The sequence below is a fragment of the Nonomuraea sp. NPDC003754 genome (assembly GCF_053605785.1).
In genome coordinates this window covers 51,577-65,429 of sequence record NZ_JBSGJX010000005.1, presented here as the reverse complement: position 1 = coordinate 65,429, position 13,853 = coordinate 51,577, and the positions used below count along the sequence as shown (strand labels likewise).

14 protein-coding genes are annotated in these 13,853 nt (G+C 73.0%); 6 read left to right on the top strand and 8 right to left on the bottom strand.

Translation table 11 applies throughout. From position 1 onward, the window contains the following. The first annotated feature begins 123 nt into the window (after nucleotides 1–123). The gene (locus ACWEVS_RS08260; RefSeq protein WP_354921224.1) at nucleotides 124–594 is read left to right on the top strand and encodes a pyridoxamine 5'-phosphate oxidase family protein; all 471 of its coding nucleotides are present in this window, start codon (nucleotides 124–126) and stop codon (nucleotides 592–594) included. A 45-nt stretch (nucleotides 595–639) separates the two neighbouring features. Here the strand turns inward: ACWEVS_RS08260 and ACWEVS_RS08255 are convergent, their stop codons facing one another. Beyond that, nucleotides 640–1,401 (bottom strand): SDR family NAD(P)-dependent oxidoreductase, encoded by a 762-nt coding sequence (locus tag ACWEVS_RS08255; protein ID WP_449922381.1) that lies wholly within the window; start codon nucleotides 1,399–1,401, stop codon nucleotides 640–642. A 101-nt stretch (nucleotides 1,402–1,502) separates the two neighbouring features. Next, the gene (locus ACWEVS_RS08250) at nucleotides 1,503–1,946 is read right to left on the bottom strand and encodes a DNA-binding protein (RefSeq protein ID WP_452550564.1); all 444 of its coding nucleotides are present in this window, start codon (nucleotides 1,944–1,946) and stop codon (nucleotides 1,503–1,505) included. A 122-nt stretch (nucleotides 1,947–2,068) separates the two neighbouring features. On the opposite strand from ACWEVS_RS08250, the gene ACWEVS_RS08245 reads away from it, so the two are divergent. Beyond that, the gene (locus ACWEVS_RS08245; protein ID WP_452550562.1) at nucleotides 2,069–3,373 is read left to right on the top strand and encodes an ion channel protein; all 1,305 of its coding nucleotides are present in this window, start codon (nucleotides 2,069–2,071) and stop codon (nucleotides 3,371–3,373) included. Nucleotides 3,374–3,652: 279 nt separating this feature from the next. Further along, nucleotides 3,653–4,639 carry an NAD-dependent epimerase/dehydratase family protein gene (locus ACWEVS_RS08240; protein ID WP_452550560.1) on the top strand — a complete coding sequence of 329 codons (987 nt, stop codon included), beginning with the start codon at nucleotides 3,653–3,655 and terminating at the stop codon, nucleotides 4,637–4,639. Between the two features lie 157 nt (nucleotides 4,640–4,796). Here the strand turns inward: ACWEVS_RS08240 and ACWEVS_RS08235 are convergent, their stop codons facing one another. From ACWEVS_RS08235 to ACWEVS_RS08220, 4 genes are all read right to left on the bottom strand, one after another. Continuing rightward, complete coding sequence (locus tag ACWEVS_RS08235) at nucleotides 4,797–5,507, bottom strand: SRPBCC family protein (RefSeq protein WP_452415275.1); 711 nt, start codon at nucleotides 5,505–5,507, stop codon at nucleotides 4,797–4,799. Nucleotides 5,508–5,605: 98 nt separating this feature from the next. Then, on the bottom strand, nucleotides 5,606–6,796 hold the full coding sequence (locus ACWEVS_RS08230) for an RNA polymerase sigma factor (RefSeq protein WP_452550559.1): 1,191 nt from the start codon (nucleotides 6,794–6,796) through the stop codon (nucleotides 5,606–5,608). Nucleotide 6,797: 1 nt separating this feature from the next. After that, a complete protein-coding gene (locus ACWEVS_RS08225) occupies nucleotides 6,798–7,139 on the bottom strand; it encodes a YciI family protein (protein WP_452550558.1) in 342 nt (113 codons plus the stop codon). Nucleotides 7,140–7,216: 77 nt separating this feature from the next. Beyond that, the gene (locus ACWEVS_RS08220) at nucleotides 7,217–8,215 is read right to left on the bottom strand and encodes a GlxA family transcriptional regulator (protein ID WP_452415281.1); all 999 of its coding nucleotides are present in this window, start codon (nucleotides 8,213–8,215) and stop codon (nucleotides 7,217–7,219) included. A 108-nt stretch (nucleotides 8,216–8,323) separates the two neighbouring features. On the opposite strand from ACWEVS_RS08220, the gene ACWEVS_RS08215 reads away from it, so the two are divergent. Next, complete coding sequence (locus ACWEVS_RS08215; RefSeq protein WP_452550556.1) at nucleotides 8,324–9,199, top strand: NAD(P)-dependent oxidoreductase; 876 nt, start codon at nucleotides 8,324–8,326, stop codon at nucleotides 9,197–9,199. A 158-nt stretch (nucleotides 9,200–9,357) separates the two neighbouring features. Continuing rightward, a complete protein-coding gene (locus ACWEVS_RS08210; protein WP_452550554.1) occupies nucleotides 9,358–11,637 on the top strand; it encodes a HelD family protein in 2,280 nt (759 codons plus the stop codon). Between the two features lie 84 nt (nucleotides 11,638–11,721). On the opposite strand, the gene ACWEVS_RS08205 is transcribed toward ACWEVS_RS08210, so the two are convergent. Then, complete coding sequence (locus ACWEVS_RS08205) at nucleotides 11,722–12,873, bottom strand: MFS transporter (protein WP_452550552.1); 1,152 nt, start codon at nucleotides 12,871–12,873, stop codon at nucleotides 11,722–11,724. Nucleotides 12,874–12,917: 44 nt separating this feature from the next. On the opposite strand from ACWEVS_RS08205, the gene ACWEVS_RS08200 reads away from it, so the two are divergent. Beyond that, the gene (locus ACWEVS_RS08200) at nucleotides 12,918–13,295 is read left to right on the top strand and encodes a MerR family transcriptional regulator (RefSeq protein ID WP_449922358.1); all 378 of its coding nucleotides are present in this window, start codon (nucleotides 12,918–12,920) and stop codon (nucleotides 13,293–13,295) included. On the opposite strand, the gene ACWEVS_RS08195 is transcribed toward ACWEVS_RS08200, so the two are convergent. Next, entirely contained in the window at nucleotides 13,262–13,771 is a 510-nt protein-coding gene (locus ACWEVS_RS08195) for a MarR family winged helix-turn-helix transcriptional regulator (protein WP_354921189.1), read from the bottom strand. The two genes, ACWEVS_RS08200 and ACWEVS_RS08195, sit on opposite strands and share 34 nt — an antisense overlap. Nucleotides 13,772–13,853: the final 82 nt, after the last annotated feature.

Genomic DNA, 13,853 nt, shown 5'->3' with positions numbered 1-13,853 from the left:
GGCGTTCTGCTTTCGCACCCGGATGTCCGAGCCGGTGGCGAGGGCGGGCCGATGCGGGCCGGGGTTCTGCGCGCCGGGGCAGGCCGCCCCGAACTGTCGGCGGCGGGGTGCACGATGGTCGGCATGAGTTCGTGGCAGGAATTCGAGAGACAGGCGCCCGGCCTGGCGGCGACGGTGCGGGCGCTGTTCGACGCCCACAAGCACAAGACGCTGGCCACCATCAGGAAGGACGGCTCGCCGCGCATCAGCGGCACGGAGGTCGACTTCAGGGACGGGGAGCTGTGGCTGGGGTCGATGCCGGGCGCGATGAAGGCGCTCGACCTGCGGCGCGATCCGCGGTTGGCGCTGCACGCGTGTCCGTCGCCGCAGGAGGAGGCGGATCCGTCCGCCTGGGCCGGTGACGCGAAGCTGTCGGGCAGGGCGGCCGAGGTCACCGATCCCGAGGTGGTGGCCGGGTTCGAGATGCCGGGTGAGGGGCCGCACCTGTTCCGGGTCGAGGTGACGGAGGTGGTGTGGACCAGGGTGGAGGGTGATCAGCTGGTGATCGACATGTGGCACGAGGGCCGCGGCGTCCGGCAGGTGAAACGCCAGTAGCGAATCTACTTTGTAAAGGCGCCGGGACGGTGACCCGGGCTCGGGTCAGTGCACGGAGAAACCGCCGTCGACGTAGAGGCTCTGGCCGGTGACGAAGCCGACGGCGTCGCCGGCCAGGAAGACGGCCGCGCCCGCGAAGTCGGCGGGCACGCCGTTGCGGCCGACCATGTGGCGGGCGGCGAGCTCCTCGGTCCGTCCGGGGATCGCCTGGGCGGGCTCGGTGAGCGGGGTCAGCACGAACCCCGGGATGATCGTGTTCACCCGCACGCCGTACCGTGACCATGCCTCGGCCTGGGAGCGGGTCAGGCCGGCGATGCCCGCCTTGGCGACGCCGTAGACGCCGCTGTCGCCGAAGGCGCTGATCGTCTGCTGGGAGCCGATGTTGATGATCCGGCCCCAGCCCTGCTCGACCATGTGCCGGGAGAAGTGCTGGCCCAGCAGGTAGGGGGCGGTGAGGTTGACGGCGATGGTCTGCTCGTAGTCGGCGTCGGTGAGCTCGGCCATGGGCTTGCGGATGTTGTTGGCCGCGTCGTTGACCAGGATGTCGATGGCGCCCGCCTGCGCGCACACGCGGTCGACGTCGGCGCGCAGGCCGAGGTCGGCGCTGATCCACGAGGCCTTGACGCCGTGGTCGTGGAGTGCGGCGGTGGCCCGGCGCAGCTCGTGTTCCCTGCGGGCGACGATGGTGACCTCGGCGCCCGCGCGGCCGAGGGCTTCGGCGACGGCGTAGCCGATGCCGGAGCTGCCGCCGGTGACCAGGGCTGTTCGGCCGTGGAGGGAGAAGAGCTCGCGCAGGTAGTCGGACACGAGGCGACACGGTAGCACCCGGTCGGCCGCCGGTCGGCCGGCGCGTCCTCCTGCGGGCGTGTCCCGTGACAAGGGACTCCAGCGCCCGCAGGGGGACGCCGTCAGGCGGGGTCGTCGGCGGTGGTGCGCCCGACCAGCCGCTCGTAGCGCTGCCTTGCGGCCTGGGGGGTGCCGAGTCCGAGGCCGAAGGCGATCTCCGGCCAGGTCATGCCGCGTCCGCGCGCCATCTGCAGCAGCCCGGCCTCCAGCTCGTCCATCTCCCCGCGCGCCAGCGGGATGAGGGTGAGGGCGGCGGTGATGTCCGCATGGTCCACCTCGGGCTCGCCGTCGTCGAGCTGTGCGGCCCCGCTGAGCAGGAAGGAGACGAGCCTGACGGCTTCGTGCGGGCCGACGGCCGAGGGGTGGACCTGGCGGCCGCGCTGGGCGTCGGTGGTGGCGTGCCGTTCGGCGATGCGGTGCAGGGAGGCGTAGACGCGGTGTGCGCGCGCCTGCTCCGGGCGCGGGGGAGTGAACGGGTCGGCGGCCTGGCCGGAATCAGCTGACATGGTGATCAGGATGCCGAAGACACGATTCGATGTCAACAAACCATTGTGAACGACTTGTTTGCATAGCCAAGTCGTCACCTCCCTTTGCGAGCGCCTGACCCGGCCCGGGAACCCTCCCACTCATGACGCGGTGCGGCGGCTCAGGAGGCGAGCAGGGCGATCGCGCCGAGGGCCCCGCCGGCGCGGCCGCGATGCCCTCGGCGCGCGGCCAGGCCTGGGCGCTGGCGCGGCTGGCGCTGCCCGCCCTGGTCGTGGGGGTGGTGTGCAGCGCGATCCTGCTGGCCGTCACGGCCGTGGAGCACCTGCTCCAGCAGGCGCTGTGGCATCACCTGCCGTCGGCTCTGGGAGCGGACGGCGCCTCCTGGTGGTGGACCCTGGCCGTCCTGACGTTCACCGGGCTCATGGTGGGCCTGGTGGTGTGGAAGATCCCCACAGGGCCTGATCCGGCGACCGAAGGCCTGGTCGGGCCGCCGCTGCCGGTCAAGGTCGTCCCGGGCATGCTGGTGGGGGTCATCCTGTCGATGGCCGGCGGCGTCAGCCTCGGCCCGGAGAACCCGGTCACCGCGGCCAACATCGCCCTGGCCGTGGCGATCGGCGGCCGGCTGCTGCCCGGCATCGTGGCGCAGACCTGGCTCGGTCTGGCGGCCGCCGGCACGATCGGCGCGCTGTTCGGCACGCCGGTCGCCGCCGCGCTGATCCTGTCGGAGCTGACCCTGGGCGGCCGGCCGACGCCGCTGTGGGACCGGCTGTTCGCCCCGCTGATCGCGGCGGGGGCCGGGTCGATCACCACCGTCATGCTCGCCGCCCCGGTCCTGTCGGTGCAGGTGCCGCCGTACTCGCCGCACGCCGGTGACCTGCTGGCCGCCGCCGTGATCGCCTCGGTCGGGGCAGTGCTCGGGCTGGCCGTCGTCCTGGCCTTCCCGCACACGCACCGGCTGGTGCACCGGATCAGGCACCCCGTCGTACGGCTGACGCTCGCCGGCGCGCTGCTCGGCGTGCTCGGCGTCGTCGGGGGCCGCATCACGCTGTTCCGGGGCGTGGAGGAGATGAAGGAGCTCACCGCCCAAGCGGCCGCCTACACCGCCGCGGGGCTGGCCCTCATCGTGGTGGTGAAGCTGGCCGCGCTGCTGCTCGCCGCCACGGCGGGGTTCATCGGCGGCCGGATCTTCCCCGCGGTGTTCGCCGGGGTGGCTCTCGGCCTGCTGGCCAACGCGCTGGTGCCGTCCGTCCCGGTGAGCCTGGCGATCGCCTCCGGGCTGCTGGGCGTGGTGCTGGCCGTCACCCAGCAGGGGTGGCTGAGCCTGTTCATGGCGGCGACCGTCGTGGCGGAGCTGCAACTGCTGCCGGTGCTGTGCCTGGCGCTGCTGCCGGCGTGGCTGCTGGTCACGGGCAGGCCGCAGATGGTCATCGAGGAGCGGGCCGCGTAGGACGCCCCCGAGGAGCGAGCCGCGGCGACCGTCCACACCTCGGCAGAGCACTGCCCGATCTGCGCCGCCGCCCACGGCAAGCCCTGGCGCGCCGGCTCGAACTCCGGGCGGCGGGAAGGGCGGCGCAGGTCGCTCGTCCTCACCTGCGGCGCGATGCCGCGCCGGCTGTCCTGGGCGGGGCGGCGTCCATGGCGGTGGGCGCCATCCGCTCTCGGCGAAGCGCGTGCGCCTGCAGCGAACCCGCCCGGTGCCCGGAGGGCGCGGTGCTTGGGTGTCACCATGGAGATCTTGATTCTGGGTGGGACGGCATGGGTGGGCCGGGAGCTGTCGCGGCAGGCGGTCGCGCGGGGCCATCGCGTGACGTGCCTGGCTCGCGGCGAAAGCGGGCAGGTCGCCGACGGGGCGCGGCTGGTGGCCGCCGACCGGCGGGATCCCGCGGCGTACGAGCCGTTGCTCGACCGCACATGGGACGCGGTGATGGAAGTCTCCTGGCAGCCTGGCTTCGTGCGTGAGGCGCTGGAGGAGCTGGGTGGCCGGGCCGGGCACTGGAGCTATGTCTCCTCCGTCAACGCCTACGCCGCTCATGCCACGCCGGGCGCCGACGAGTCGGCGGACCTCCTAGCTCCGACGGACCGGCGTGAGGTCGACCGCGCGCTGTACGGCGAGGCGAAGGTCGCCTGCGAGCAGGCGTCGGCTGCGGTGGTGGGCGACCGCCTGCTCATCGCGCGTGCCGGCCTCATCGGCGGACCTGGCGATCACAGCGGGCGCACCGGCTACTGGGTGGCGCGTGCCGCGCGCGATCCGCACGGGCCGATGCTGGTCCCCGACTCGCCGGTCCAGCCGACGCAGACGGTTGACGTGCGGGACCTGGCCGCCTGGCTGCTCGACGCCGCGGAGAAGGGGACCGTCGGCACCTTCAACGCCGTGGGTCCGACCGTTCCGTTCGCCGAGTGGATCGAGCTGTGCCGCGCTGCCGGCGGCCATACCGGTCCGGTGGTGGCCGCCGACCCGGCCTGGCTGGTCGAGAACGGCGTGGCCCAGTACATGGGGCCCGAGTCGCTGCCGATGTGGCTGGTCGAGCCCGGCTGGGAAGGATGGTCGGCTCGTAGCGGGTCGGCGGCGGGCGTCGCGGGGCTGCGTCATCGGCCCCGGGCGGAGCTGCTGGCCGACACGCTGGTCTGGGAGCGCGAGCAGGGCCTGGACCGGGTGCGGCGGGCCGGCCTCAGCGCCCAGCGCGAGCGCGAGCTGCTCGAGGCTCTCGGCTGACGGCTTCGGCCTGTCGCCGAGGCTGTCGTCGTCGTCGTCGCCGCCGACGACGACGGTGCCGGGGTCGGGTGATGACGGTGCCGGGTGATTCCGGGTGAGGGTGCCGGGTGATGGAGGTGCCGGACGCCTGGGGGCGGTGTCCGGCACCGGCCGGTCGTCAGGCGGCGTGTTCGGCCAGCCACGCGGTCCAGGCGCGGTCGGCCTCGTCGGGGTCCGTGCCGGGGGCGAACAGGTGGTGCTGGGCGACGACGCCACCGCCGAAGCCGTTGACGAAGCGGTACATCGCGTCGGCGGTGCGGATGCCGAGCGTCTGGGCGCTGGTGTGGTAGACGACCCCGCGGGTGGGCCGCTGCCCTGGCGGGGTGATGGTGACGGAGTCCCCGGTGGCGGGGTCGCCGAGGCGGTCGATGAGGGCGGCGTAGCCGCCCGCGCCGAAGGCGGTGACGGGTACGGCGGTGCGCCCGGTGAAGTGCGTGAGGTACTCGGCGAGGGTGGCGTGGAACAGGGCCAGGCCGGTGCGCATGGCCTCGAACTCGTTCTCCCAGTCGTCGCCGGGCAGGAAGCCGCTGGTGACGATGCGGACGACCGTGCTGCTCTCCGAACGGCCCTCGATGAGGAACTCGTAGGCGATGAAGCGGCCGTCGTCGGCGGTGGGCGACTTGCTGGCCAGGCGCTTGCCCGGTTCCCAGGCGGTGATGGGGTTGGCGGGGTTGTAGTCGCCGAAGGCGGTGCGCATGACGCCGTTGTCCACCTGGTTGCGGCCCATGAACCAGGAGTCGATGCCGGGTCCGGTGGCGATGGCCTCCCAGACCTGTTCGGGGGTCGCGGCCAGGGAGAGCTCGTGCTGCAGCTCGAACTCGTGTGACATCTCAGGACTCCTGGGTGTGCTGGGCGGCGCTCGCGTGGACGGCCCGTCCTCCGCGCGGCAAGAAGACGCTCCCACTCTCCCACCGACAATATTTGTTGTCAAAGCCTGCCGGCCTGCTCCCGCAGGAAGGCCCGTTCGGCGTCGTTGCCCGCCAGGTCGATCGCCGCCGCGTAGGCCGCTCCGGCCTCGGCCATGCGGCCCAGCCGGCGCAGCAGGTCAGCGCGGATGGCGTGGAACAGGTGGTAGGAGCCCAGATCCAGCTCGCCGACCAGTTCCAGCGCCGCGGCCGGGCCGCTGACCTCGGCCACCGCCACCGCCCGGTTGAGCGCCACGACGGGGCTCGGCGCGATCGCCAGCAGCTGGTCGTACAGCGCCAGGACCTGCCGCCAGTCGGTGGCCGGACCGTCGCTGTGCACGGCGTTGATCGCCGCCTGGATCTGGTAGGGGCCCGGCCGGTCGCGGCGCAGGCACGCGCGCACGATCGCCTGGCCCTCGGCGATCAGGTCGCGCTCCCACAGCGAGCGGTCCTGCTCGGCCAGCCGTACCAGCCGGCCCTGGGCGTCGGCGCGGGCGGCGCGGCGCGCGTGCAGCAGCAGCATCAGTGCCAGCAGCCCCCACACCTCGTCCTCGTCGGGCATGAGCTCGGCCAGCAGCCGGCCCAGCCGTATCGCCTCGGCGCACAGGTCCTCGCGTTGCAGGCGCGCGCCGGCGCTGGCGGCGTAGCCCTCGTTGAAGATCAGGTAGATGACGGCCAGGACCGCGCGCAGCCGGTCGGGCAGGTCGGCCTCGCGCGGCACCCGGTAAGGAATGCGCGCGTCGCGGATCTTGCCCTTGGCGCGCACCAGCCGCTGGGCCATGGTCGCCTCGGGCACCAGGAAGGCGTGGGCGATCTCGGCGGTGGTCAGGCCGCCCAGCAGCCGCAGCGTGAGCGCCACCCGGGCGGCGGGCGCGAGGGCGGGATGGCAGCAGGTGAAGATGAGGCGCAGCCGGTCGTCGTGCACGGGCCCTTCCTCCGTGGGCTCGTCGGGGGCGCGCAGCAGCGCGGCCTGGGCGTGACGGTCCTGGCGGGAGGCCTCGCGGCGCAGGCGGTCGATGGCGCGGTTGCGGGCGGTGGTGATGATCCATCCGGCCGGGCTCGGCGGCGGGCCCGCCGCCGGCCAGCGGCGGACCGCCTCGGCGAAGGCGTCCTGGACCGCCTCCTCGGCGAGGTCGATGTCGCCGAAGTGGCGGACCAGGACGGCGACGGCGCGGCCGTACTCCTGGCGGAAGACGCCTTCCACGAATGACATGTCAGTCGTGCAGCGGACGGACCTCGATCGGCAGCCTGGTGGCCAGGCCGGCCTTGCGGCCCCATTCGAGCGCCGCGTCGAGGTCGGCGGCCTGGATGACGACGAAGCCGCCGATGTGCTCCTTGCCCTCGGTGTACGGCCCGTCGGTCAGCAGCGGCTCACTGTCCTTGTGGCGGATCACGGTGGCGGTGCCGGCAGGGTGCAGGCGGCCGGTGAACACCCAGGCGCCGGCGGCCCTGAGCTCCCGGTCCCACGCGTCGACGTCGCGCATGATCGCGGCCAGCACGTCGGGTGCCGGCGGCTCGCCGTCGGGCTGGTAGATGCTGAGCAGGTACTGCTTCATGGTGTCCTCCCGGATGTCGTCTCATCCCTTACACGAACGGCCGGCGGCCGGATCGACACCACGCTGCCGACTTTCTCCTACGAGGTGCGGGGAAAGGCGCGGCGGTAGTCGCTCGGCGAGACCCCCACGTGCTTGAGGAAGTGGTGGCGCAGGTTGTTGGCCGTGCCCAGGCCGCTCAGCTCGCCGACCTTCTCGACCGGCAGGTCGGTCGACTCCAGCAGGCTCTGGGCCCGGCCCAGGCGCTGGTTGAGCAGCCACTGCAGCGGCGTCATGCCGGTGGCGGCCTGCAGGCGGCGGTAGAGGGTGCGGGGGCTCATCGCGGCCCGGCGCGCGAGGTCCTCGACGGTCAGCGGCTGGTCGAGCCGGGCGCGCGCCCATTCCAGGACCGGCGCCATGCCGCCGTCGTCGGAGTCGGGCACCGACAGGTCGATGAACTGGGCCTGGCCGCCGGGCCGGTGGGCGGGCACGACCATGCGCCGGGCGAGCTGGTTGGCCACGTGCGCGCCCAGATCGCGCCGGACCAGGTGCAGGCACAGGTCGAGTCCGGCGGTCAGTCCGGCGCTGGTCAGCACGTCGCCGTCGTCGACGTACAGCACCGAGTCGTCGACCTGGACCTTCGGGTAGCGCTGGGCGAGCTGGGCGGTGTGCATCCAGTGGGCGGTGGCGCGGCGCCCGTCGAGCAGCCCGGCCTCGGCCAGGGCGAAGGCGCCGGTGCACAGCGACACCATGCGGGCGCCGGCGTCGTAGGCGCGGCGCAGGGCGGTGATGAGCGCGGGCGGCAGCGGCGCGCCGTCCTCGACGCAGGCGTCGGGCACCGAGGGGACGATGACGGTGTCGGCGCCGGCGAGGTCGTCGAGCCCGTAGGGGGTGCGCAGGGCCAGTCCCGGTACGGCTGCGCCCTCGGGGCCCGCGCCGGGGGTGCCGCCCGTCCCGCACAGGCGCAGCTCGTACCACGGGTCGGCCAGGTCGGGCTGCGGCTTGCCGAAGACGGTGCACGGGATGCTCAGCTCGTACAGGTCCCAGGAGGGGACGGCGATGTCGTCGGTGACGACCACGGCGACGGATCCGGCGCTCATGGCCTCAGCGTATGGCAGGAATTTGGTGGTCGCCGTCATGGGTGTCACTGTCGTGGCCCGGCACGCGCCTGCGAACGTGGTCCGGCACACGAAACAAGGAGTTGTGACATGAGAGTGACCGTGCTCGGGCTGGGTTCGATGGGGTCGGCGCTGGCCGGCGCCCTGCTGGACAAGGGTGTGGAGACGACGGTGTGGAACCGTTCGGCGGGCAGGGCCGAGGCGCTGGTGGCGCGGGGCGCGCGGGCGGCGGCCACGCCGCGGGAGGCGGTCGAGGCCGGCGACGTGGTGATCGCGTGCGTGCTGGACTACGGCGCGCTGCTGGAGGTGCTCGAGCCGGTCACCGGGTCGCTGGCGGGCAGGGAGCTGGTCAACCTCACCTCCGGTTCTCCCGAGCAGGCCAGGCAGATGGCGGCGTGGGCGCTCGCGCACGGCGTGGGCTACCTGGATGGCGCCATCATGACGACGCCGCCGGGGGTCGGCAGCCAGGAGATGATGTTCCTCTACAGCGGTTCGCGGGAGGTGTTCGAGGCTCGCCGTGAGGTGCTGTCGGCGCTGGGCGACCCCGTGCGTCTGGGCGACGACCCCGGCATGGCCTCGCTGTACGACGCGGCGCTGCTCGGGTTGATGTGGGCGACGATGACCGGCTGGTTGCACGGCACGGCGATGGTCGGCGCGGACAAGATCGCGGCCACCGCCTACACGCCGGTCGCGATCCGCTGGCTGACGGCGGTGGCGGGTTTCGTCGCGACGTACGCGGCCCAGGTGGACGCCGGTCGCTACCCCGGTGACGACGCCACGGTGGACGTGCAGATCGCCGCGATCGACCACCTGATCCACGCGGCCGCGGAGCGGGGTGTCGACAACGCGCTGCCCGAGCTGTTGAAGGCCACGATGGTGCGGGCCAGGGCGGCGGGGCACGGCTCCGACAGCTTCGGCAGCGTCATCGAGGTGCTGCGCGGTCCGGCCGAGGGCGCCGAGGGGTGACGCCGAGGGGTGAGCCGGGCCCGGCCGTGAACAGGTGACCGGATCGCGGGGTGGAAGGCGGATCGGCGTGACGGCGGCCCCAGTGCGGGGTAAGCTGCGTCACTTAGGCACGCCAAAAAGAGGCTGCTAAACCTCTCTACGAGGAGGGTAACAGTCGTATGTCGATTCGTCAAGAGGGCTTGGCTGAAGCCATCAGCGCCGAGCAGTCCCGCGTCACCATGCTCTACGGCTGGCTCGACGCCGCCAAGGGCCGGGCCGGGCGCGTCCTGCGCGAGGTGCTCGGCGGCGGCGGCACGGTGGCCAACGTGCAGGGCCGGGTCGAGCGCGAGGTCGCCGCCGCCGAGCAGGCGCGCCGCCTGGCGCAGCTGACCGCCGTGGAGCGGGGGCTGTGCTTCGGCAGGATCGACGACCGCGACGGCGCCACCACCTACATCGGCCGGATCGGGCTGCGCGACGAGGAGCACGAGTCGGTGCTGATCGACTGGCGGGCCCCGGCCGCCCGGCCCTTCTACGTGGCGACCCCCGGCGCGCCCGGCGCCCTGGTGCGCAGACGCCACCTGCACCTGAAGGGACGCACCGTCGTCGGCCTGGACGACGAGGTGTTCGACCTGGAACGGATGAGCGACGGCGAGCGGCGCACCCTGGTGGGCGAGGCGGCGCTCCTGGCGGCGCTGCGGCGCGGCCGTACCGGGCGGATGGGCGACGTGGTGGCCACCATCCAGACCGAGCAGGACAGGGTGATCCGCTCGGGGCTGCAGGGCGCGCTGGTGGTGCAGGGCGGGCCGGGCACCGGCAAGACCGTGGCGGCGCTGCACCGGGCCGCCTACCTGCTGTACGCCCACCGCGAGACGCTGGAGCGGCGCGGCGTGCTCGTCGTCGGGCCCAACAGCATGTTCCTGCGCTACATCGAGCACGTGCTGCCCGCTCTGGGCGAGACGCAGGTGGTGATGTCCACGGTGGGGGAGCTGTTTCCCGGCGTGCGGGCCGTGGCCGAGGACCCGCCGCGGGTGGCCGTGGTCAAGGGCGATCGGCGGATGGCGGCGGTGGTGGCGGCGGCCGTACGGGATCGGCAGCGGGTTCCCGACGGCGACCTCGAGGTGGAGGTGGACGGCACGCCGCTGCGGGTCGGCCACGAGACGTGCGTGCGCGTCAGGGACCGGGCTCGAGCCGTACGGCTGCCGCACAACATGGCGCGCAAGCTGCTGGTCACCGAACTGCTGCGGGAGCTGGCGCGCGACCTGCTGGAGGGCGTGGAAAGGTCGCTGGCGCTGGAGAACTTCCTGCCGGCCGAGGTGGTGGCCGAGCTGGAGCGGGAGCTGCCCGCCCCGCAGGAGCCCTACACCGAGCAGGACCTGGCCTACGAGGCCGCACGGCTGTGGTCCTTCCCGCAGGTGCGGGACGCGCTGGAGGAGCTGTGGCCGGAGCTGACGCCGCAGCGGCTGGTGAGCGAGCTGCTGTCGTCGCCGGAGCGGCTGGCCTCGGCCGCCGCCGGGCTCGACTGGGCGGTGCTGGCGCGGCCGGCGGACGCCCCGTGGACGGTCGGTGACGTGCCGCTTCTCGACGAGGCGGCCGAGCTGCTGGGCGAGGACGACTCGCCGGCCAGGCAGGCCGCGCGACAGGCTGAACAGGCGCGTAGGGAGGCCGAGCGGTACGCCCGGGAGGTGCTGGTGTCGACCGGCCTGGCCGAGGCGGAGCTGATGGAGGCGGCGGCGCTGGCCGAGCGGCACGACGACGGTGGCGACGCGCTGACGACGGCCGACAGGGCGGCCGCCGACCGCACGTGGGCCTACGGGCATGTGATCGTCGACGAGGCGCAGGAGCTGTCGCCGATGGCCTGGCGGATGGTCATGCGCCGGGTGCCGGCCCTGTCGCTGACCGTGGTGGGCGATGTGGCGCAGACCGGTTCGGCGGCGGGGGCGCGCTCGTGGGCCGAGGTGCTCGATCCCTACCTGGCGGGGCGGTGGCGGGAGGAGCGGTTGCTGGTCAACTACCGGACCCCGGTGGAGATCATGGAGGTGGCGGCCGACGTGCTGCGCGCCGTCGATCCGGCGTTGCGGCCGCCGGAGTCGGTACGGCGGGGCGGGGACCGGCCGCTTGCCGTACGGGCGGGGCTGGGTGAGGTGCCGGCGCTGGCCGAGCGGGAGCGTGGCCGGATCGGCGAGGGCCGGGTCGGGGTGGTCACCTCGGACGGGGTCCACGCGCGGGTGGCGGCGCTGCTGCCGGGCGGCGACGACCTGGAGGCGCCGGTGGCGGTGCTGACGGTCACGCAGGCCAAGGGGCTGGAGTTCGACGCCGTGGTGGTGGTCGACCCGGAGGGGATCCTCGCCCAGTCGGCGCGGGACCTGTACGTGGCGATGACGAGGGCGACCAGGCGGCTGACGGTGGTCTACCAGGAGCGCCTGCCGGCCGTTCTCGCCCGCTTGGAATCTACTTTGTAAAGGCGCTGGGTGGGGCGGCCGTTAGCCGCCCTTCATTCAAGGACTGAAGACCGTCTTCAACAAGCAGGGGCGGCGTCGTGGTGGTCACGTCGTCGCGGCTGGGGGGCGGGCGTAGGTGACGGCGGGCAGGATGCGCCAGGTGAGGGCGAGGATGGCGAGTGCGGCCCACGGGAGCGCGGCGGGTCCGGCGTGGTCGAGGACGAGGCCGCCGGTCAGGGAGCCGGCGGCGATGCCGAGGTTGTAGACGGTGGTCTGCATGGCGGTGGCGAGGTCGGCGTGCCGGGGTCCTGAGGCGCTGACGAGTGCTGCCTGCAGGAGGGTGGGGGCGGCGCCGAAGGCGGTTCCCCAGACGGCGGCGGCGATCAGGACGGCGGCGGGGGTGAGGGCGAGGGTGAGCATGGCTGCGGTGAGCAGGGCGAGGGCGGTGGTGAGGGCGGCGCGCGGGTGGTGGTCGACGAGGGCGCCGGTGATGAGGATGCCGGCGACGGTGGCCAGGCCGAAGACGAGCAGGGTCAGGTCGGTGCGGCCGCCGGTGTGCTGGGTGTAGGGGGCGATGTAGGTGTACATGGTCTGGTGGCCGAGCAGGACGACGGCGGTGAGGGTGAGGACGCGTCTGATGCCGGGCAGGTGGCTGACCTGGCGGAGGGAGGGGCGGAGGGAGGTGGTCTGGTCGCCGGGCAGGGGTGGGACCTGCCAGCGGGTCCAGGCGGCGATCAGGAGTGAGAGTACGGCCAGGGCGGCGAAGGTGGCGCGCCAGCCGTACAGGTCGGCCAGGGCGGTTGCGGCGGGGATGCCGGCGCACAGGGCGATGGTGATGCCGGCGGAGACGATGGCGATGGCGCGGCCGCGGTGGGTGGGGGCGACGATGCGGGTGGCGTAGCCGACGAGCATGGCCCACAGGGTGCCGCCGAGGGCGCCGGCGAGCAGGCGGGCGGCGAAGGTGAGGGCGTAGATGTCGGACAGGGCGGTGATGAGGTTGCAGGCGGCGAATCCGGCGAGGGTGGTGAGCAGGACGGGGCGTCGGGGCAGGGAGCGCAGGGCGGCGGTGATGGGGATGGCGGCGGCGCAGGAGGTGATGGCGTAGCCGGTGACGAGGTGGCCGGTGGTGGCGGGGCTGGTGTGGAGGTCGTGGCTGATGTGGGGGAGCAGTCCTGCGGGCAGCAGTTCGGTCATGACGGCGGTGAAGGCGGCGCTGAACAGGGCCGGTAGTGCGCCGAGTGGTGTTCGGGCGGGCATGCGGCCATGCTTGGACCTTCACATCAGTGTGAAGGCAAGGGGGTGTGGTGGTGCGGATCGGTGAGTTGTCGCGGCGTACGGGGGTGCCGTCGCGGATGCTGCGCTACTACGAGGAGCAGGGTCTGCTGGGGGCGTCGCGTTCGGACAACGGTTACCGGTGTTATGGCGAGGCGGCGGTGTCTCGGGTGCAGCAGATCAGGGGGTTGCTGGATGCGGGGTTGACGACGGAGATCATCCGGCGGATTCTGCCGTTCCTGGAGGGGCCTGAGGGGATCCATGTGCATCCGGCGTGTCTGACGCCGGAGCTGGAGGGGTTGTTGCGGGGGGAGGTGGCGCGGATCCAGGCGCGGATCGACTGTCTGGCGCGTAACCGGGATGCGTTGCTGGGTTATCTGGCGGCGGTGCGGCCGGGTTCGCCTTGAGTGGGGACGTGCTGGTCGTCGTCGTGCCAGGGGAGGTCGCGGGCGATGTCGGCGATCTTGGCGGTGATGTCGGCGAGGGTGCGCAGGGTGTCGAGGTCGAGGCGTTGCATGATGCGGCGGTAGTGGCGCAGGCCGGCGTCGTTGAGTTGTTCGATGAGGGTGCGGCCGGCGTCGGTGAGTTCGACGCGGCGGACGCGGCGGTCGTGGGGGTCTTCGTGGCGGGTGACCAGGCCGTGGCCGATGAGGCGGTCGACGATGCCGGTGACGGTGGCCAGGCCGACGCCGAGGTTGGTGGCGAGTTCCTGGCCTGAGGCGGAGCCGGTGTAGGCCAGCAGGATGATGACCTTGAGCTGGCTCATGGTGAGGTTGGAGCTGAACAGGGGTGAGGATCGGTCCTGCGCGAAGACGCGGCCGAGCTCGCGCTGGGTGTCGCTGATCTGTCGGATCAGCTTGTCGCGTTCGTCGTTCACTCTCACCTCTCGCTTCCTGAGAAGGTTATCAGGAAAGCCGCCTCGGGCTAAATATTCGTGCGAGGCAAAGTGTTAGTGTGGGCCGAAA

Coding starts and splice junctions, on each gene's coding strand:
- ACWEVS_RS08260 (WP_354921224.1), top strand. CDS start 124: ATGAGTTCGTGGCAGGAATTCGAGAGACAGGCGCCCGGCCTGGCGGCG.
- ACWEVS_RS08250 (WP_452550564.1), bottom strand. CDS start 1,946: ATGTCAGCTGATTCCGGCCAGGCCGCCGACCCGTTCACTCCCCCGCGC.
- ACWEVS_RS08245 (WP_452550562.1), top strand. CDS start 2,069: ATGACGCGGTGCGGCGGCTCAGGAGGCGAGCAGGGCGATCGCGCCGAG.
- ACWEVS_RS08240 (WP_452550560.1), top strand. CDS start 3,653: ATGGAGATCTTGATTCTGGGTGGGACGGCATGGGTGGGCCGGGAGCTG.
- ACWEVS_RS08235 (WP_452415275.1), bottom strand. CDS start 5,507: ATGTCACACGAGTTCGAGCTGCAGCACGAGCTCTCCCTGGCCGCGACC.
- ACWEVS_RS08230 (WP_452550559.1), bottom strand. CDS start 6,796: ATGTCATTCGTGGAAGGCGTCTTCCGCCAGGAGTACGGCCGCGCCGTC.
- ACWEVS_RS08225 (WP_452550558.1), bottom strand. CDS start 7,139: ATGAAGCAGTACCTGCTCAGCATCTACCAGCCCGACGGCGAGCCGCCG.
- ACWEVS_RS08220 (WP_452415281.1), bottom strand. CDS start 8,215: ATGAGCGCCGGATCCGTCGCCGTGGTCGTCACCGACGACATCGCCGTC.
- ACWEVS_RS08215 (WP_452550556.1), top strand. CDS start 8,324: ATGAGAGTGACCGTGCTCGGGCTGGGTTCGATGGGGTCGGCGCTGGCC.
- ACWEVS_RS08210 (WP_452550554.1), top strand. CDS start 9,358: ATGTCGATTCGTCAAGAGGGCTTGGCTGAAGCCATCAGCGCCGAGCAG.
- ACWEVS_RS08205 (WP_452550552.1), bottom strand. CDS start 12,873: ATGCCCGCCCGAACACCACTCGGCGCACTACCGGCCCTGTTCAGCGCC.